The sequence below is a fragment of the Chitinasiproducens palmae genome (assembly GCF_900095735.1).
Classification (GTDB): Bacteria; Pseudomonadota; Gammaproteobacteria; order Burkholderiales; family Burkholderiaceae; genus Chitinasiproducens; species Chitinasiproducens palmae.
In genome coordinates, this window is the sequence record NZ_FNLO01000007.1 from 108,000 (window position 1) to 127,126 (window position 19,127).

The following is a 19,127-nucleotide window of genomic DNA, read 5'->3' on the forward strand; positions in this document are numbered from 1 at the left end:
GGGGAAGCGGTATGAACTGCCTGCGCCTGGGAAACCGAAATCCTACGTGGCTCCGTGGCAGGCGTCCATTTCCATCTTGTTACAATAGCCTGCTCTGGCGAACCGCGCTCGACCCGGCGCGCGACCCGACAGCGGGTCGCCACGCGGCTTCAGACGGCTTCAGGTGGCCTCAGGTGGCTGCAAGTGCCTTCGAGCGGCGCCAACGCGGGACTGCGCTGCGGGGCGCCATCGGGGTGCCCGGCGGCGGCACCCCGATGGCGGCACCCGATGGCGCCTGTCGCAACGGTCCCGGCGGAGCGCCCGTCACACAGGAAGCATCATGTCCAGCAAGAAGCCGAAAAGCGATCCCACCCGCGGCGTTGCCGTCATCATCATTCTCGCCGTCCTGTTCGTGCTCGGCGCGTTGCTGTACAACGCACACAAGGGCAAGGCCGAATACGACAGCGAGCAGCAGGCGCCGTCGACGCGCTGAGCAGCACCGCCGGTGGACGGCGCCGGGCCGACGGCGGGGCGGCTCGCCTCGTCGGGCGACCGACAGGTTGCGCCTTCAGGTCGCCGGTTCCGGTTGCCCATTCAGGTGCCCATGCGGGGCGCCGTTCGGTGCGCCGCTTCGGATGCCGCGTCGGTCCCGGTTCGAGTCGCCGGACGGAGCGCCGTCCTCGCCGCAGATCGGTTGCACGGCCGATGCGCCGCATGTCGGCGCGAAACCGTTGAGAACAAGCGCGTCCAATCCTCAGAGCCTGATCGTACTGGCGTCCTGACGGACGATCTGCGATGCGCTGAGCATCTGTTTGCAGTGATGTACCAGCGCCTTGAGCGACTCGATCGACTCCTGCGTCGTGATGCCGTCGAGATTGGGCGCCGCCCGTTCGGTGTCGACCACCATCTCGTCCAGCGAACGCGACAGCGCGCGCGCGGTTTCGCGATAGTCGGCCGGCAGCGGCGCGCCGTTCTCGGCCTGGGCGAGATTCTCGCCGATCGCCTGCAGCACGCTGTCCAGCGCACGCCGTTCGAGCGGCGCGGCGGCCAGCACCAAGGGCCCGATCGCGTTGATCTGCGACGCCAACGCATGGCTCTGGATCAGCAGTTCATTGAATTCCGCGACGAAGCGCTGTTTCGAGCGTGGCTCGCGCATCATGCGCAAGAAAGCCTGTCCAAGATTGGCAAAGGCAATGTGCACATCCTTTCGCGCAAGACGATAGCGGAAGTCATAGTCGAGCGCGCGAGCCGCCTGCGAACCGATTGCTTCGCCGCCGCGTGGCACGGTTGACGGTACCGCGGCGATCGGTGCGGCCGCGGCGGGCGGCGCGGTCGTCTCGGGTCCAGCCGTCGAGGGCTGGCTCGCGGCCGCCGCTGGCGCGCTCGCACCACCGGTCAGCGCATCGACCGTCGCGGCGGGCGTGTCGGACGGAGCGACGGCCCGGACGGCCGTAATGTCCGTTACGGCGGTCCGGGCCGCCTGCGTGCCCGCCTCGGAGCCGGCTTGCGCGGTTGCTTGTCCGCTTGCCTGTTCGCTTGCCTGTCCGTTCGGCTGGTCGCCGGGCACGACCGGCTTCTCAGCAAGCGGCGCACTCGGTTGCCCACTTGCCTGTTCGTCCGCCTGTTTGCTGGCCTGTCCGCTTGCCGATTGCGTCGGCGGCACCGCAGCCTTGGCCGCTTCGGGCGTGAACGCGGCCCCCAGCCCGGCGCCTGGGGGAGCCGGCGCGACCGTGCCGCCCTGAAACACCTGATCCTGCGCCGGCGTCGCATTCGTTTCGGCGGCCGGGGCGGGCGTGGCGCGCGCACCAGCGCCGTCGCCCGGCGCGCGCCGATGGCTGACGTCCACCACCGCGCCCAGATACGCACGCGTGGCGCGGATCACCGCCTTGACCAGCGGCCCCATCAACCGATATTCCCAGTTCGCGTACAGGTAGCTGATGCCGATGGCCAGCGCGCCACCGATCAGCGTGTCGATTGCGCGCTCGCCGATCAGTCGCATGCCGGCCGGCGCCAGCAGGTGGTAGAGCAGCAGCACATAGGCCGAGATGAAGACCGTCGCGGCGCCGTAGTGGAGGATCACCAGCGAGTACGCCATGAACATGCACGCGAACATCACGGCCAGCAGCACGGGTGCGTCCTTCACGAACGCGATCAGCGCCAGGGCGGCCGCGCAGCCGATCACCGTGCCAACCATCCGCTGCGCGTTGCGCTGCCGCGTCAGCGAGAAGCCGGGTTTCATGATGATGACCGTGGTCAACACGATCCAGTAGCTATTGGTCAGCGGCAGCAGCTTGCCGATCGCCAGACCGACCGCCACGGCCAGTGTGACCCGCAGGGCGTGACGGAAGCTCGGCGACGACGGCGTGAGGTTGGTCCACAGTTGCTTGAAGGAAAAGCGCCGGCTGACCAGGAAGCGCGACAGCGCCTGATCGACGGTCATGTCCGTGTCGGTGCGTTCCCCTTGGGTGTTGCGATGCATCCGGTCGATCAGCCGGGTCACCGACCAGACGCGCCGGTAGCTCGCCGCCACCGTCGCGTAGGCGGCCGAATCGCGATTGGGCAGGTCCTTGCGGCGCAGTTTGTCGATCTCATACTCGATCGCGCGCAACTCGGCCTTCATCGTGACCACCGGCGCCGACGCGCGATGCTGCAGCACCGCCAGACCGATCGCCTCGAGTTCGGTGGCCGACTTGCGCACCAGGTCGCGGAAGAACAGCAGGATGTCGGCCTCGCCGAACGACTGGCGCAGCATGCCGTAGTCGGTATGCGAGCCGATGATGGTGTCGTGCAGGTCGACCGAATTGATGAACAGGTTGAACAGCATCACGCGCCGCCATTCACCGCTTGGCTTGCCTTCTCGTTCAAGGTGGGGCAGGTTGCGCAGCACGATGTCGCGCGCCGCATCCTGCCGCTCGACCGCGGCAATCTGCTTGGCGACGAGCTCTCGATAGACGTCGTCGAGATTTTCCTTGATGTCGTAGAAGCGGGCCCGTGCGCGCATGTACTCGGCGGTCGCGAAGATCGCTTCGGCGATCGCCTGCTGTTCGGTGCGCTCGGAGGTCAGACGGTTCCAGAAGTAGCTGAAATAGGTGTACCAGAGGCTGCCGGCCAACAGCCACAGGGCGTTGGTGATCGCCTGGACTGGCGTGAAGTGCTGTTCGATGTTGATGATCATCATGAACAGCGCGCCGAAGCTGATCTGCGGCCCGCGGTTCGGATACACGACGAGCAGCGACAGCAGGAAGGTCAGCGGCACGACGGTCAGCCACATCGTCAGATTGCTGATCGTCGCGAAGCCGCTCGCCAGCGCCGACAGAAAGCCCAGGGCCGAGCAGGCCAGCATCTCGTTGTGCTTGTGCTTCAGCGGGCCGGGCAGGTCGACCACGCTCGCGCTGATTGCGCCGGATGCGATCACGAAGCCGATATCGGCCTGGTGGAACACGAGCAGACAGAAGATGGGCGGCAGGGCCAGGCCGAGGGAGACGCGCAGCCCGCTGAACACGTACTGGCTGTAGAAAAACTTTTTTATTTCGAATGAATAACGCATCGGTGCCAGTTGCGGGAGGGAGCGCTCGGGTCGGGCGGGAGGCGCCGCCGCCGTCGGCGCATCCTCGTGGAAAGCAAAGGCGACCGCGACCGTCATCGAGTCTAGCGCATTTCGATGTGCGGCCGGCCGCAGCCGCGCCATCGGCTGCATTTCGCCACGGCACGCGCGCCGCTGCTGCAATAATGTGTAAGCGACCGTTTCCGGGCGGCATCGGCCAGGCGGCGCATGGCGGCCGAATGCTCGAATTTGCTATCCTGCTTCGCCTGTACCGGATGTCGGTTTTCGATCGACGTCGCGGCCGCGCTTCCGATCCTGCCGATGCTGACACTGTTCCAGTCCAACCGCTTCGAAGTCTTGCTCGAAGCCCTGATGGCCACCGAGTCGGCGGCGCGGACCGGACCGTTCGCGCCCGTGGAGATCATCGTGCCAAGCGCGGCAGTGGCCAGGCGGGTCGAACTCGACTGGGCGACGCGGCATGGCGTGTGCGCGAACGTGCGGTGCTGCTACCTTGCCGAGTGGCTGTGGCAGCAGATCGGCCGCGTGATGCCGGTACCGGATCGTTCGCCGCTGGCGCCCGACGCGCTTGCCTGGCAGTTGTACGCGCTGCTGGGCGACGAAGCCGCGTCGCCTCGCGCCGAGCTGCCGGCCGATGGCCGCCTGAACAGCTATCTGGCGCACGCCGACGCGGGCCAGCGCTTCCGCCTGGCCCGTCGCCTCGCACGGGTCTTCGACCACTATCAAACCTATCGCACCGACTGGCTGGCGGCGTGGCGCTCGGGCCGGTCGATTTTCGAGCGCATGCCGTGGGCGACGCCGAACGACGCTCAGCGTGACGACGAGCGCTGGCAGGCGGCGCTGTGGCGAGCGGTGCCGGCAGCGGATGCGCCGGCCAGCGAGCGCTTCCTGGCACTCGACCCGGCCGCGTTGTCCGTGCTTGCCGATCGTCGTGTCGCGGTGCTGGCGCTACCGACGATGGCGCCGCTGCACGTCGCCTTGCTGAATCAGCTGTCGAGCGTGGTCGATATCGGCGTCTATGCGCTCAATCCCTGCCGTGAATTCTGGTTCGATGTCGTCGGCGACCGCACCGCATTGCGCATGGCGCTGGCCGCGGGCGTGATGCCGGACGTCGGCGCCACCACGGCTGCGCTGCATGGCGGGGAAGCGGGTCTGCACGGCGGCGAAGCGCACTATCTGGCAGGCGAAGGATCGGGCGAGGAACAACACGACGAAGACGATGGCGAGGACGGACAGGGCGAAGAGGACCAAGAGCGGAAGCCGGGCAGCGAGCGCGATGAGGCCCGGCATGACTGGGAAGACAGCGACAGAGACAGAGACAGAGACAGCGAGATCGATTTCGACGACGGCGGCGGTCACCAGGTCGGCGCGCTTGGCATGGCCGACGCGCACCTCGAACTCGGCCAGCCGCTGCTCGCCGAATGGGGGCGGCAGAGCCGCGCGCTGCTCTCCACGCTGTTCGACTTGACCGAAGGGCGGGTCGACGCGCAGGCCGAAGTGTTCCTCGAGAATCCGGAGCCGACGCTGCTTGCCAGCGTGCAGAACGCGATCCTGTCGCTGACGCCCGTCCCCGTCCCCGACAGCGAGCCCGAGGCGGCAGCCGGCATCGAGGTTCATGTCTGCCACAGTCTGTCGCGCCAGTTGGAAGTGCTGCACGACCGCCTGCTGGCCTGGTTCGATGCGGATCCCGACCTTGCGCCGCATGACGTGTTGGTCACGTTCCCGGACCTGACCGCGGCGGCGCCGTTGGTCGATGCGGTGTTCGGCACGATGCCCGACGAGCGCCGCATTCCCTATCGCATCACGGGCCTGCCGCCGTCGCGCGTGAATCGCGTGGCGCGGCTGTTCCTGTCCTGGCTGGAGATGACCGAGAACCCGCCAGGACTGGCGGAGATGATCGAGTGGCTGCGGGTCGACGCGTTCGCGCACGCCTACGGCATCGAGGCCGACGACGTCGACGCGATCCAGCGCGCGCTGCTGGCTGCCGGCGCGCGGGCGGCTTTCGACGATGCGCCGGCTGGCGCGGGCCCCGGCCACTCGCTGGACGACGCCGTGATGCGACTGGTCCTCGGGTATGCGATGCCGGACGATGGCGCACCGCAGGCCGACTGGCTGCCGGTCGCGAGCGGCGCGGCGCAGCAATGGCTCGGCGGCCTGAGCGAGGCGTGCGACGACCTGGGCCGCTTGCGGGCAAGCCTGAAGACGACCCGTTCCGCGGCCGACTGGCAGGCGCTGCTCGACTGGGCGCTGGCGCGCTTCTTCGTCTCGGAGCCGGCGTCGAGCGACGACCTCCATGCGTTGGTCGAAGCGAGCGGGCTTGTCTTCGAGACGTTGCGCAGTGGTGCAGGCACCTCTGCCGACCACACCGTCCTGTCCGTGGACGTGGTCCGGCAGGCCCTCGCGGCGACGCTCGACGAGTCGGCGCGCGGCGGTGTGCCGGGCGGTGGCGTGACCTTCGCCGCGCTGCCGAGCCTGCGCCTGCTGCCGTATCGCGTGGTGTGCCTGCTGGGCATGGACGACGGCGCGCTGCCGTCGCTGCTGCGCGCCGAAGAGTTCGATCTGATCGCGGCTTTTGGCCGGCGTGGCGACCGCCAGCGCCGCGACGACGAGCGCAACCTGTTCCTCGACCTGTTGCTGGCGAGCCGGCATCGACTGTTCGTCGCCTACACCGGGCGGAGCATCCGTGACAATGCGGTGCTGCCGCCGTCCGGGCTGGTCGATGAACTGCTCGACTACTGCGCACAGGCCCTTGCAGGCGAAGGGGCCGATGCGAGCGATGTGGCGCGCGAGCGGGAGGGGTTGATTACGGTTCATCCATTGCAGCCTTTTGCCGAAGCGTATCTGGCGCCCGACGCGCCCGTGCCAACCTACGATGTCGACCGTGCCGAGATCGGCCGCAGGTTGCGACAGGTCATCGGCCTGTCGTTCGGGCCGGCAGAGCCCGACGCGACGGCGCGACCGCGACATGATCACCACGGCGACCGCGGTGACCACGGCGATCGCGCTGACGACGGGGCGAGCGAACGCGGCCGCCGTCACGCCGGCGCGTTGTTCGATGCGCCGTTGCCGCCGCTGCGGCAGGACGCGGTCACGATGGAGGCGTTCAGCCGTTTCTGGCGCTATCCGCAGGCGACGCTGTTGCGCGAGCGCCTCGGCGTGGTATTCGACGAGGCCGCGGCGATGCCGCCGCCGTACGAGCCGTTCGTTGCCGACTTCGCTGCGTGCGATGCCCTCGCACAACGCGTGCTGCCCGCACTGCTGGACGAAGGCGGGCGCGCCGGCGACCGTGCGAGCGACGGTGCAGGCGACACGCGCGACGGCGAGCGCCAGCGTCGCGTCGCGCGTGCGTTGGCCGAGGCCAGCCCCGAACTGCCTGGGGGGGCGACCGGCGCGGTGGTGCGGGAACGCGAATTCGGCGCCTTGTCCTCGCTGGCGTCGCGGGTCGCATCCGCCACCCGCGACGGCCAGGCGCAACTGCGCTTCATCCTTTCTGTCACGCCACGCTGGCCGGCCGGCCTCGATGCAGCGCTGTGGCCGTCGCGCACGCTGCCCGCCGACGCGTTGGCGCCTTTGACACTGACCGGCGCGCTGGATGGCGTAACGCGGTCAGGTCGCATTGCCTGGCGCTTCAGCCGGCCGCACCCGCGCGTCCTGCTGGCGGTATGGCTGGAGCATCTGGTGCTGAACGCGCTCGACGACGATACCCTGCACGCCGCGCTGCCGGACCTCGCGCCGGCCACGCTTTCCGATGCCCGATTGGCGCGCGACGAGACCGCGCCCACGCCGCGGGATGGGTTCGCAGCGCAGGAAGTCCACGAAGCGCAGCACGGGCAACAAGTCCGTACGGTGCCGGCGGTTCGCACGGTGCGTACCGTGCGAGAAACGCGCTGGCTCGGCAATGGCAGTGGCTTCACCTTCGCGCCGGTCGATGATGCGCTCGGCCTGCTCGGCGAGTTGGCGGCCCTGTACCGTCTGGGGCTGAGCTGGCCGTTGCCGTTCTTCCCGAAGTCCGCCTATGCGCATGCTACGCGTGGTCCGGCCGCCGCGGTGAGCGCGTTCGACGGCGGTGGCCTTGCCGAGGGCGAGCGCGACGATGCGGCGGTCCGCATGGCCTGCGGCGCGGGCGTCTCGCTCACCTCCACGTTCGAATGGCTGAGCGACTGGCTCTACGAGCCGTTGTTGGCGCATTTGCGCGCGGCCGACGGACTCGAAAGCGACGCACAGGGCGGCGCTCTTTCCGGCGAGGCGCTGGCATGATGTTGCGCGATCTTGACGTGTTCGGCTGCAAGCTGGAAGGCACGACCCTGATCGAGGCGTCGGCGGGGACGGGCAAGACGTGGAACATCTGTGCGCTGTATCTACGCTTCCTGCTCGAGGCGCGGTTGACGCCGGAGCAGATCCTGGTCGTCACATTCACCAAGGCAGCGACGGCGGAACTGCGCGAACGCATCCGTTCGCGCATCACCGCATTGGTCGCGACCCTGGAGCGCGGCGAGTCGGTCGCCGATGCCGACGATCCGATGATCTCAGGGCTCGCGGGCGCAATCGACGCGCTGTCCCCGGGCGAGGCGCTGGCGCGTTTGCGCTACGCGCAACGCAGCTTCGATCAATCCGCAATCCATACGATTCATGCGTTCTGCCAACGCGCGCTGACCGAGGCCCCGTTCGCGGCCGGGGCGCCCCTCGAGTTCGAGGTCGCGGAGAGCGACGCGCCGCTGCGTTTCCGGCTCGCCAGCGCGTTCTGGCGGGAGCGCGTGCAAGCGGAAGCCGCTCGCGTGCCGAGGTTTGCCGCCTGGCTGGTCGACCGGCAGGCCAGTCCGCTGGACCTGGATCGGCAACTCGGTCAACGCCTGAAAAAGCCGATGGCGCGTGTCGATTTCTGCGACGATGCGGCGCCCGGCGACGCGGTCGCATGCGGCGACGAGCGACAAACGCTGTTCGAGGCGGCGGCGACGCTATGGCAGCAGGAAAGCGATGGCATCGCTGCGCTGCTGGACACCATGCGGCCGACGCTGCGCGCAAACGTCTACAAGGAAGCTTCGGTGACCGCCGGCTGCGCGGGCTGGTCGGCCTATCTCGGCGGCGGCGATTGCTGGCTGGCGGCCCGCGACCGCAAGGCAATGGGCCTGCTCGCCGCGACGAAGCTGCGCGCCAATCTGAAGAAGGGACACACGCCGGTCGACCATGCGTTCTTCGAACTGGCCGAGCGCCTGCTGACCGCCATCGAGCGTGACGAGGACCGCCATCGCCGCACCTGGCTGGCGCTGCTGCGCGAATGGCTCGACCGGGCGCCGGCTGATCTGGAACGGCTGAAGCAGCGCACCGGCCGGCTCGTGTTCGACGACCTGCTGGCGCAACTGCACCGCGCGCTTTGCGCGCATCGTTGGCTCGGGCCGACCCTGGCGCGCCGTTTCCCGGCCGCGTTGATCGACGAATTCCAGGACACCGATCCGCTGCAGTTCGACATCTTCCGGCGCATCTACGCGGACCAGGCGCGCCGCCTGCCGTTGTTTCTGGTGGGCGATCCCAAGCAGGCGATCTACGCGTTTCGTTCCGCGGACCTGCACACCTATCTGGCGGCGCGGGACGCGGCGGAGGCACGTTTCACGCTAGGCGTGAACCAGCGCTCCACCGCCGAGATGATCGCAGCGTGCAACCGTTTCTTCGGCGCCAACACCCGCGCCTTCTTGCTGCCCGGTCTCGACTATCAGCCGGTTCGAGCGGGACAGCGTGAACGGCCGCCGTTCTCGGGCGGAGAGCGTGGTCCGGTAGCCGCGCTGCATGTCTGGCGCCTGCCGCTCGCCGCCGACGGCGCGGCGCCTGGCGGGGGCGGCGCGGAGGGAAGCGGTGCGGAGGAAGGCGGCGCGGACGCCGCCCCGGCCGACAAGGGGCTCAGCGCTCGCGACGCGCAGCGCTGGGCCGCACAAGCGTGTGCGGACGAAATCGTGCGCTTGCTCGAACAGGCGCACGTCGACGATGAACCGCTTGCCGGTGCCGATGTCGCGGTATTGGTGCGCACGCATCGGCAAGGCGCATTGATGAAGCGCCTGCTGGCCGAGCGCGGCGTCGGCGCGGTGGAGCTCGCCCAGGCGTCGGTGTTCGCGAGCGCCGATGCCGAGGAAGTCGAGCGCGTCCTGCGCGCGATCGAATCGCCCGCCGATGCCCGGCGGATGAATCTCGCGCTCGCCGGCGACTGGATCGGCCTCGATGCCGCTTCGCTCGCGGCGCTGGCCAGCGCCGCCGGAGCGAGCGATACGGCCGGTGCGGTCGACGACGGCGGACAGGCGGGCATCGCCGGCGCCGCGCTCGACGACGCGATGCATTGGATCGAGCGTTTCGGGCACTACCGCACGTTGTGGCTCGAGCGCGGTTTCCCGACCATGTGGCGGCAACTGATGCGCGAACTGCGCGTGCCGCAGCGGCTGGCCGGCCTGCCCGACGGCGAGCGCCGCCTCACCGACGTCAATCATCTTGGCGAACTGCTGCACGAGCGCGCCGCGGAGTCGGACGGTATTGCGCCGTTGCTGCGCTGGCTGGCCGACAGCCGGGCCGAGCGGGGCGGCGAAGACGCGCAGTTGCGCCTGGAATCGGACCGTGATCTGGTCCAGATCGTGACCGTGCATAAATCCAAGGGGCTTGAATACGCGGTGGTGTTCTGTCCTTTCCTGTACGAGAGTCGTACTGCGCGGCGCGGCAGCGCGCGCCTGCCCGACCCGGTCGCCTACCGGGACGACGGCAGGGTCGTGCTGGCCTACGAACTCGATGCGGAACGCAGCGAGGCCGCCGCGCAGCAAGCGTTGATCGAGGCGGCCGCCGAGGACGCGCGGCTGATCTACGTCGCGCTGACGCGAGCGGTCTACCGCGCCTATCTGGTTAGTGGTGCCGTCGGGGGCAAGCCGGGGTGCCGCAGTGTCCTCAACTGGTTGGTGGCGGGCGAGGGCCAGACTTTCGAGACATGGCACGATGCGCCGCTCGCGCCGGAAGCGATTGACGCGTATTGGGCGCGCCTGCGCGACGACGTCGTTTCGGTTGCGCCGATTCCGGTGCCGCGACTGCGGCGCCTGCGTCGCGCCGCGCCGCCCGGGGCGGTCCTGCAGGCGCGGACGCTACGGCGACGTCCGGCTGCCGCATGGCAGTTGCTCAGTTTCACAGGCTTGCTGGCTGGCGCGCGCGACGCCGGCGCGCGGCATGACGGAACGTCTGGCGCGGATGACGCCGGCGTCGCCGATTCGCCGCGGCCAGAGCATGACGATGGCTTCGTGTCGGAAGGCACTGGTGCGGTCGGCCGTATGGCAGCGAGCGACCGTTTTGCAATCGCCGGCTTCGACCCCGATGCGCCCGAATTCGCGAATGACGCCGACAGTTGCGTTTTTCTCGATGATCTCGATGGGCCGGGCGGCGCCGCCTTCGCCGACCTCCGTACGGCCGCCTACGAAACGCGCCCGCCCGAGCGCTTCGATAGCGTCGATCCGCGCGAAGCGGCTGCGCGACCGGGCGCGCTCGCCGCTGCCGCTTCAGCCGCGCCAAACGTGGCCGAAGCGGGCAAAGTGTCGGAAGCGGCCGAAGCCGTTGACAATACCTTATTGGGTCTGCCGCGCGGCACCGCCGCGGGTTCCTGTCTGCATCACCTGCTCGAACACGTCGACTTCGCTAAGCCGGAGCGCTGGGACCAGGCGGTGGCCGCGAGCATCGCCGCTTTCCCATCGGTAGCCACCGCCTTCGAGGCGACGCGCGGCCGGTCGGGGACGGCCGGCGCGGCATCGCTCGCCGATCGCCTGCGTGACGTCGTTGCGGCGCTGGCCGATGTCGAGCTTGCGCCCGGTACGCCGCTGTGCCGGCTGCCGGCGTCCCGCTGCCTGCGCGAGCTGGCCTTTACCTTCCCGCTGAGCGCCACGCGTCTGCGTAGCGATGGCCTGGCGGCGACCCTCGTCGCAGCGGGGTATGGACTGCCGGAACTGGCGCCGCGCCGTCTGCACGGTTTCATGAAGGGATTCATCGACCTGGTGTTCGAGGCGGACGGGCGCTTCTACATCGTGGACTGGAAATCCAACGATCTTGGCGACACGCTGGACGCGTACCTGCCGGTTTCGATGACCGATGCGATGGCACGACACGGCTACTGGCTGCAGGCCGTGCTGTACACGGTGGCGCTGCACCGCCACCTGCGCGCGACCGTCGCGGATTACGACTACGACCGCGACATGGGCGGCGTTGCCTACGTGTTCGCGCGAGGCGTATCGCCGTCGTGGCGGCTGCGCGAAACCGACGCCGGGGTGTTGCGTCACCGTTTCGCACGCGACTTGATCGAGTCGATCGACGTTGACTTCGCCGCGGCACACGACGCGCAGATCGGGAGGGCGGCCCGATGACACAGCGGAAAACGCGGGAAGGAGCGCGGGAAGGAACGCAACGGCGCGCGCAACGGCGCGCGGTTGGCGACGACGCGCGCCAGACCGCGTTCGACTTCGATGGCGCGGCGGGCGCGCCCGGCCCGGCTGACGCTCTGCCGCAGTCCGATGACAAGGCAGCCGTCACACTGCATTCGCCCGACGCACTGTCGACCGCGCGACGGGACGGGGTGGCAGCCAGCGAGACAGCGATCAACGCGCGCGAGACGGCGCCGCCGTCCGGACCGCGATCTGCACGGCCTTCTGCAAAGCCTTCTGAACCGGCGTTCGTTACCGACGATGCGCCTGCGTCGGCGCATTCTGAACCTGCTGCCGCCGTGCGCGCATCGGTGCATGCCTCGTCCTCTGCGCGGGCAGCGACAGCGACAGCTGCGGCGGCGCCGACAGCCCCTATGCCCGCTGAAGCACCGGAAATCGCTTTTGCCTGGGCGCTGGCGAGCCGCCTGGGGCGTCTGGCACGTCGCAATGGCGCTGACGATGCGGCAGTCACGGTCGTCGAGCAGATCACCGCGATGCTGGGTCGCAGCGTCGCGCTCGGTCACGTCTGCGCGCCCTTCGGTGCCCTGTGCGCCCGGCTGCAACTGGCACCGGCGGTAGTTCGCCGCGCCCTGGCCGCGGGCGCGATGCTGGGCTCCGATGCGCCGCTGGTACTGGATCCGGCGGGTCGGCTCTATCTCGCCAGACACGACGACGCGGAGCGCCGATTGGCGTTGGGTTTGCTCGATCTGCTGCGTGCGCCGCCACACCGGCGGCTACCGCCGTCCGCCGCCCCATCGAGCACCGATGCGTCCGCCGACACCGATGGCTCGGCAAACCTGCCATCGGACGATGCGCTGGTAACGCCGCCGGTAACGCCGCTGGCCGCACGCCTGGCACGCGGCTTCGGCCGCAGCGAACCCACGGATGCGAGCGGCGACGTCGATTGGCAGCAGGTCGCTGCGGCCCTGGCGTTGCATTCCAGGCTGGCGGTCATCAGCGGCGGTCCAGGCACCGGCAAGACAACGACGGTAGCGGCGATCATTGCCTGTCTGCTCGACGCCGAGCCTGAGCTGAACATCGCGTTGGCCGCGCCGACCGGCAAGGCGGCGCAGCGCATGCTGGAGGCTCTGGCCGGGCGCGCGCGGGCGATGCCGGCGGAACTTGCCGCGCGCTTTCCGACGGTTTCATTCACGCTTCACCGTTTGCTTGGCACGCGTGGCGACGGCAGCTTCCGCCATCGTCGCGGCGCGCCACTGCCGTACGATGTGGTCGTCGTCGACGAAGCATCGATGATCGATCTCAGCATGGCCGCGCGGCTGGTCGATGCGCTGGCGCCGGGCGCGCGATTGATACTGCTCGGCGACAAAGACCAGTTGAGCGCGGTCGAGGCGGGCGCGGTGTTCGCCGAATTGTGCGCGCAACCGACGTTGAGTGCGCCGTTGCGGGCGCGCTTCGGTACGGCGCTGGGCGTGTCGCCGGAGCGCTTGCGACAGGGTGGCTCCGCACCGACGGTCGTCCAGCCGGCGCTGCCTGACACTGCGGTATGGCTCGAACGAAACTATCGTTTCGGCGCGGACTCGCCGATCGGTCGCGTCGCGGTGGCGGTACGCGACGGCAATGCGGATGCCGCGCGAAACGCCTTGTCGGCCGCCTCGGTGGCCGACCTGCGCGACGATGACCAGCAAGCGGGCGCGCTGTGGATCGAGCTGGCAGGGGACGGGCCTCTCGACCCGCCGACGATAGCGGCGCTGGTCGAAGGCTATGCCGCGTTTTTCCGCGCGCTGAACGACTGGCGACGGCTGCACGAGACAGCCGAAGCTGGCCCGCAGCGCGACCAGCTCGCCGCCGTGGGGGACGACGCGGCGCGCTTCGGCGCTGCGACGCACACCGCCGGCGCATCCGGCGGCATCTCCGGCCAGGGGTTAAGCAACGCGTTCGGCAACGGTTCAAGCAACGGTTCAAGCAACGGGGCCAGCGGCGAACCGCAGGCGGATCCGAACGCACCGGCGGCGCGCGAAGCGGCGCTGCTCGCGCTGTTCGATACGCTGGCTCGGTACCGCGTTCTCTGCGCAGTGCGCGAGGGTCCGCGCGGCACGCATGCGTTGAACGCCGCGGTCAGCGCCCGGGTGCGCGGCCTGGCCGAACGTCTTGGCATGCCGACGATGGGCGGCGAGTGGTTCGCGGGCCGCGCGGTGATGATTGCGCGGAACGACTACCCGTTGCGTTTGTTCAACGGCGATATCGGCATCACGCTCGCCGATGGCCAGGGCGTACTGCGCGTGTATTTCCAGGATGCTGCCAGCGCCACTGGCTTTCGCTCACTCTCACCGGCTGCTCTGCCACCCCTGGACAGCGCCTTTGCCATGACGGTGCACAAATCGCAGGGCTCGGAGTTCGACGCAGTCGCGCTCGTGCTGCCGTCGCCGGGCGTGCGTGGGACCAGCCGCGAGTTGGTGTACACCGGCATCACGCGCGCAAAACGCCGCGTCGCGCTCATCGGTGCACGGTCGGTACTGGAGGCGGCGGTGACGACACCAACGCGACGCGACTCCGGGCTGCTGGATCGAATCAGGCGCTATCGTCCGACCGACCACCGTGGCGGTGACGGTCTCGCCGGCAGCAAGACCGCCGATGACGGCGACGGCGACGGTGGCGATAGCGGGGGCGAGCCGGCACCGGCGGCGTGAGCGTAGCCCGAGACTCGTTTCGAACGCGCCGCTTCGGGCCCACACGGTACGGACTCAGTCGGCGCTGACGCGTGCGCGACCGCGCTTGATCTCGCCGCGCTGCACTTTTTCATCGGTCCGCCGTCGCCGCGCCGAACGGCTGGGGCGCGTGGGGCGGCGCGGTTCGGGCGCAGACCAAACGCTCTCGATCAGTCGTTCCACCCGTTCGATGGCGTCCGCCCGATTGCTCTCCTGCGTGCGGTGCGTCTGCGCCTTGATGATCAGGATGCCTTCGCGGTCGATGCGTCGGTCGGCGAGGGCAAGCAGACGAAACTTCACCGGCTCGGGCAGATGCGACGCGCGGATGTCGAAGCGCAGGTGAATCGCGCTCGATACCTTGTTTACGTTCTGACCACCGGCGCCTTGCGCACGCACAGCAGTCACGCGGTATTCATCGGGCGCGAGCGAGTAGGGCATCGACATGGGAAGACGGGGAAGATGGCGGACGGCGGCACGCGGTAACGTAGCGGTCGGGCAGCGATGCGCTGCAATGCGCTGCAATGCGCTGCGATGCGCTGCGATGTGGTTAACCGCGGTCCGGCGCATGGTCTCATGACCTTCAAAATGAAGCGAGCCCTCCAATGGAGGGCTCGATGCGATGCGTGGGGCTGACGGTCGATCTTCATGACACGGTGCGTCGATGCCGAATCGATGTGTCCCAGTCTTGCAGCTTATCTTGTACCGCTCGTCGGGCAGCGCTCGCGGGACGGTTACTTGCCAACCTGGCTACCGATCAAACCGCCGGCAGCCGCGCCGCCCACGGTACTCAGTGCGTTGCCACCGATCGCCGCGCCGGCGACGCCGCCGACGCCCGCGCCGATCGCGGCATTGCGCTGTCCGCGCGTCATGTTCTCGCAGCCCGTCAGGCCACCCGTGGTCAGCGCTGCAACGGCAAGCACGAGGCCGATCTTCTTGAATTTGTTCATCGCTTTCTCCTGTTAATCGAAAACCTGGCGCGGTTCGGCGGCTTGTCGTTCGCCAGTGGCGCCGACGCTCGGTCGACCGGAGTTAAGCAAATGCCGGGCCAGACCCCCAAGTCCATGATTTGAAATGGGATTGGCCCGACTTGCGTGCGCTGGCGTACGAACCGTCAGGTCTTTCGGTAAAGCTGCGCGCCCGTTTTGACGAACTCGACGGCCTTCGTCTGCATGCCCGCCTGCAATGCGCTCTGCTCATCGAGACCGTTGGCCTTCGCGTAGTCGCGCACATCCTGCGTGATCTTCATCGAACAGAAGTGCGGCCCGCACATCGAACAGAAGTGAGCCACCTTGGCCGAGTCCTTCGGCAGCGTTTCGTCATGGAAAGACCGCGCCTTGTCGGGATCCAGTCCAATGTTGAATTGATCCTCCCAGCGGAACTCGAAACGTGCCTTCGACAGCGCGTTGTCGCGGATCTGCGCGCCCGGATGGCCCTTGGCCAGATCGGCGGCGTGAGCTGCCAGCTTGTAAGTGATGATGCCTTCCTTGACGTCGTCCTTGTTGGGCAGGCCAAGGTGCTCCTTCGGCGTTACATAGCAGAGCATGGCGGTGCCATACCAACCGATCATCGCTGCGCCAATGCCGGACGTGATGTGGTCGTAACCGGGAGCGATGTCCGTCGTCAGCGGCCCGAGCGTATAGAACGGCGCCTCGTCACACCATTCCAGTTGCAGGTCCATGTTCTCCTTGATCAGATGCATCGGAACGTGGCCCGGACCTTCGATCATCACCTGCACGTCGTGCCGCCATGCAACCTGGGTCAACTCACCGAGGGTCTTGAGTTCGGCCAACTGCGCTTCGTCATTGGCGTCATAGATCGAGCCCGGACGCAGGCCATCGCCGAGCGAGAAGGCAACGTCGTATGCCTTCATGATTTCGCAGATTTCCTCGAAGTGCTCGTAGATGAAGCTCTCCCGGTGGTGCGCGAGGCACCACTTGGCGATGATCGAGCCGCCGCGAGACACGATGCCGGTCATGCGGTTGGCAGTCATCGGCACGTAGCGAAGCAGTACCCCGGCGTGAATCGTGAAGTAGTCGACGCCTTGTTCGGCCTGTTCGATCAGGGTGTCACGGAAGATCTCCCAGGTCAGCGCCTCGGCCTTGCCGTTGACTTTCTCCAGCGCTTGATAGAGCGGGACAGTGCCGATCGGCACCGGGCTGTTGCGGATGATCCATTCGCGCGTTTCGTGGATGTGTTTGCCGGTCGACAGGTCCATCACCGTGTCCGCGCCCCAGCGCGTGGCCCACGTCATCTTGTCGACCTCTTCGCCGATCGACGAGGTGACGGCGGAGTTGCCGATATTCGCGTTGATCTTCACCAGGAAGTTGCGGCCGATGATCATCGGCTCGCTTTCCGGATGGTTGATGTTTGACGGGATGATCGCGCGGCCGCGCGCAACCTCGTCGCGCACGAACTCGGGCGTGATCTCGCGCGGCGTTGCGCCGCCAAACGGCTGTCCAGCATGCTGGCGGCCGAGCAGCGCCGCCATTCGTGCGCCGTTAGGGCCGGTCGTGCGCAACCGTTCGATGTACTCGGCCCGGCACTGGTTCTCACGGATCGCGATGTACTCCATTTCCGGCGTGATGATGCCCTGTCGCGCATAGTGCATCTGCGTCACGTTACGTCCGGTGCGTGCGCGCCGCGGCTGCCGGTGCAGACCAGGGTGGCGCAGATTCACCGTCTTCGGATCGTCGGCGCGTTCCTGGCCGAAGCGGCTCGACGGGCCGTCAAGCAATTCCGTGTCGCCGCGCTCGGCGATCCAGCCGGCGCGCAGTGCTGGCAGGCCTCCACGCAGATCGATGCTGGCTTCGGGATCGGTGTAAGGGCCGGAAGTGTCGTAGACGAAGATCGGCGGATTCGGCTCCGCGCCAAAACCGTCCGGTGTATCGGATTGGCTGATCTCGCGCATCGGCACGCGCAGGTCGGGGCGCGAGCCTTCGACATAAATCTTTCGCGAGCGCGGCAGCGGGGCAATCGCCGCGGCGTCGACGCGCGCGTCGTCGGAAAGAAAGAGGGGGTTGGCGTTCATGACGGCTCCTGTGGGAAGAGGGCGCAGGAGCCTCGATGCAGCGGACCAAGCGCCGCAAACGGCCTGGGTCCGACACGCTTCCTTCGCCGGCATTATCCGGATCAGGTTCAAAGGGTATTTCTCACCCGCAACGAGTATCGTTGCAGGACCCCTGCGCTTGAGCCGCCACGGTACACGAACGTCGTGTGTGCGACAAGTTGTGCATTTTTGGCAGAAGCTGCGCGCTCGCTTGCTGCCCCGCCATTGCAAATGCAGTTTATTTACGTCGATGCCCTCTACGGTACAGAAAATTGCGGATCTGCTGAGTGGAGTACCTGTTTTTTGCTTCGCACGGCACGAATGCACAAGACAAAATCTTTTTTGCGCGTATAATCCGGGTTAACCACTAACAACCGGAGTCGACCATGAACCTGATTCGCCTAGCAGCGATCGCGATCAAGCGGCTCGTTGGCGATGCGCAACGCGATGAGGAACGTCGTCTCACCGCTGTTTTGTCGAAAGCGAGCGACCTTTCTGATTTGGAAGCGCGTATGCGTGAACTGGAACGCGGCAGCGCTTTCTGGGTGCGCTGAACATGTGATGGCAGCCGGGGAAGCATCGACTTAGCTTTCCCGAGCGCGTCGCTGTGCGCACAACGAAAAAGCCCCAACGGATGGCCTGTTGGGGCTTTTGCTTTTGGCATCACGCCTGCATTGCCGCGCAGAGAGCCCGCCGGGGATGACTAGGATGCCGGCCCCACTATCGAACCTGCTTGGTGCCGCCGGCGATGCTGACCGATTACTTGTGCTGTTCAGCCGAGTTCGTCAGCTTGTCGCCGCCGCGCGAAATGTCCTGACCGGCGCCGGCCATCGTATTACAGCCTGCCAGTGCGGCCGTCCCGGCCAAGAGCAGCAGAGCGATCAGTCGTGTCGGCAGTCCTTTCATGATTAGTCCTCTCGAGGTTGGGATAGGTGTCATGGCATTTCTAAACGAATGCTGACTGATGGAAAGCTAAGCGATAAGCATGCCAATTGCGCTCATCGGCTCTCCAAACGCGCCGTGCTGGCAGCAATCGCAGGAGCGCGGCACACTAAAGGCGTTGCTATGCCCGATTCTTTGTTGCCTCGATTAACGCAACCACGTTTGCAAGCGACAGGCTCGCCCGATCCACAAGTAAAACTTACAGGGTAGGCGCTAAATAGCGGCAGCGTTGCTCGATGATCTGCGTTCATGACGTCGTGCCAGCACCGGCGAGCTGCGCCGAGCGAGTGGATAGCTTTCGCCCTTCTACCTGGTCGAGGCCCCTCTTGCAGCGCGTAACGCTGCCACCGCCGAGCGCTCGGCGCTGGTCCATCGTCAACTGTCACATCGCAAGTCTAAGCTCTCCGAAGCGTTTCACATGCGTCGACGCGGGATCGCATCACCTGGCAACGAAATTGCTAAACGTAGACGGAACCGGCGGTAACCAATAGTAAAGCCGGCAACAC

10 protein-coding genes and 1 riboswitch are annotated in these 19,127 nt (G+C 67.4%); of the genes, 5 read left to right on the plus strand and 5 right to left on the minus strand.

Features of this window, described 5'->3' with window-relative positions; translation table 11 throughout:
- The first annotated feature begins 319 nt into the window (after positions 1-319).
- A complete protein-coding gene (locus tag BLU54_RS23740; RefSeq protein ID WP_170845139.1) occupies positions 320-472 on the plus strand; it encodes a hypothetical protein in 153 nt (50 codons plus the stop codon).
- A 261-nt stretch (positions 473-733) separates the two neighbouring features.
- Here BLU54_RS23740 and BLU54_RS12825 read toward each other — a convergent pair whose 3' ends face one another.
- On the minus strand, positions 734-3,526 hold the full coding sequence (locus BLU54_RS12825; protein ID WP_091909236.1) for an FUSC family protein: 2,793 nt from the start codon (positions 3,524-3,526) through the stop codon (positions 734-736).
- A gap of 318 nt (positions 3,527-3,844) precedes the next feature.
- Here BLU54_RS12825 and BLU54_RS12830 point away from each other — a divergent pair, with 318 nt between their 5' ends.
- The 3 genes from BLU54_RS12830 (at position 3,845) to BLU54_RS12850 (ending at position 14,615) form a co-directional block, all read left to right on the plus strand.
- Entirely contained in the window at positions 3,845-7,798 is a 3,954-nt protein-coding gene (locus BLU54_RS12830; protein ID WP_170845140.1) for an exodeoxyribonuclease V subunit gamma, read from the plus strand.
- On the plus strand, positions 7,798-11,910 hold the full coding sequence (locus tag BLU54_RS23300; protein ID WP_170845141.1) for a UvrD-helicase domain-containing protein: 4,113 nt from the start codon (positions 7,798-7,800) through the stop codon (positions 11,908-11,910). The genes BLU54_RS12830 and BLU54_RS23300 overlap by 1 nt, the downstream gene beginning before the upstream one ends.
- A 431-nt stretch (positions 11,911-12,341) precedes the next feature.
- On the plus strand, positions 12,342-14,615 hold the full coding sequence (locus BLU54_RS12850) for an AAA family ATPase (RefSeq protein WP_091908833.1): 2,274 nt from the start codon (positions 12,342-12,344) through the stop codon (positions 14,613-14,615).
- 54 nt (positions 14,616-14,669) lie between these two features.
- Here BLU54_RS12850 and arfB read toward each other — a convergent pair whose 3' ends face one another.
- From arfB to thiC, 3 genes are all read right to left on the minus strand, one after another.
- The gene (arfB, locus tag BLU54_RS12855; protein ID WP_091908836.1) at positions 14,670-15,077 is read right to left on the minus strand and encodes an alternative ribosome rescue aminoacyl-tRNA hydrolase ArfB; all 408 of its coding nucleotides are present in this window, start codon (positions 15,075-15,077) and stop codon (positions 14,670-14,672) included.
- Between the two features lie 287 nt (positions 15,078-15,364).
- Complete coding sequence (locus BLU54_RS12860; protein ID WP_091908839.1) at positions 15,365-15,580, minus strand: glycine zipper 2TM domain-containing protein; 216 nt, start codon at positions 15,578-15,580, stop codon at positions 15,365-15,367.
- A gap of 164 nt (positions 15,581-15,744) precedes the next feature.
- A complete protein-coding gene (gene thiC, locus BLU54_RS12865; protein WP_091908842.1) occupies positions 15,745-17,661 on the minus strand; it encodes a phosphomethylpyrimidine synthase ThiC in 1,917 nt (638 codons plus the stop codon).
- 61 nt (positions 17,662-17,722) lie between these two features.
- A riboswitch (TPP riboswitch) is annotated at positions 17,723-17,824 on the minus strand.
- 241 nt (positions 17,825-18,065) lie between these two features.
- Between thiC and BLU54_RS23305 the strand changes: the two genes are divergently transcribed.
- On the plus strand, positions 18,066-18,233 hold the full coding sequence (locus tag BLU54_RS23305) for a DUF3563 family protein (RefSeq protein ID WP_139169682.1): 168 nt from the start codon (positions 18,066-18,068) through the stop codon (positions 18,231-18,233).
- A gap of 205 nt (positions 18,234-18,438) precedes the next feature.
- Here the strand turns inward: BLU54_RS23305 and BLU54_RS12870 are convergent, their stop codons facing one another.
- Positions 18,439-18,585 (minus strand): entericidin A/B family lipoprotein, encoded by a 147-nt coding sequence (locus BLU54_RS12870; protein ID WP_091908845.1) that lies wholly within the window; start codon positions 18,583-18,585, stop codon positions 18,439-18,441.
- Positions 18,586-19,127 lie beyond the last annotated feature (542 nt).

Coding starts and splice junctions, on each gene's coding strand:
- arfB (WP_091908836.1), bottom strand. CDS start 15,077: ATGTCGATGCCCTACTCGCTCGCGCCCGATGAATACCGCGTGACTGCT.
- BLU54_RS12860 (WP_091908839.1), bottom strand. CDS start 15,580: ATGAACAAATTCAAGAAGATCGGCCTCGTGCTTGCCGTTGCAGCGCTG.
- BLU54_RS23300 (WP_170845141.1), top strand. CDS start 7,798: ATGTTGCGCGATCTTGACGTGTTCGGCTGCAAGCTGGAAGGCACGACC.
- BLU54_RS12850 (WP_091908833.1), top strand. CDS start 12,342: ATGCCCGCTGAAGCACCGGAAATCGCTTTTGCCTGGGCGCTGGCGAGC.
- BLU54_RS23740 (WP_170845139.1), top strand. CDS start 320: ATGTCCAGCAAGAAGCCGAAAAGCGATCCCACCCGCGGCGTTGCCGTC.
- BLU54_RS12830 (WP_170845140.1), top strand. CDS start 3,845: ATGCTGACACTGTTCCAGTCCAACCGCTTCGAAGTCTTGCTCGAAGCC.
- thiC (WP_091908842.1), bottom strand. CDS start 17,661: ATGAACGCCAACCCCCTCTTTCTTTCCGACGACGCGCGCGTCGACGCC.
- BLU54_RS23305 (WP_139169682.1), top strand. CDS start 18,066: ATGAACCTGATTCGCCTAGCAGCGATCGCGATCAAGCGGCTCGTTGGC.
- BLU54_RS12825 (WP_091909236.1), bottom strand. CDS start 3,526: ATGCGTTATTCATTCGAAATAAAAAAGTTTTTCTACAGCCAGTACGTG.
- BLU54_RS12870 (WP_091908845.1), bottom strand. CDS start 18,585: ATGAAAGGACTGCCGACACGACTGATCGCTCTGCTGCTCTTGGCCGGG.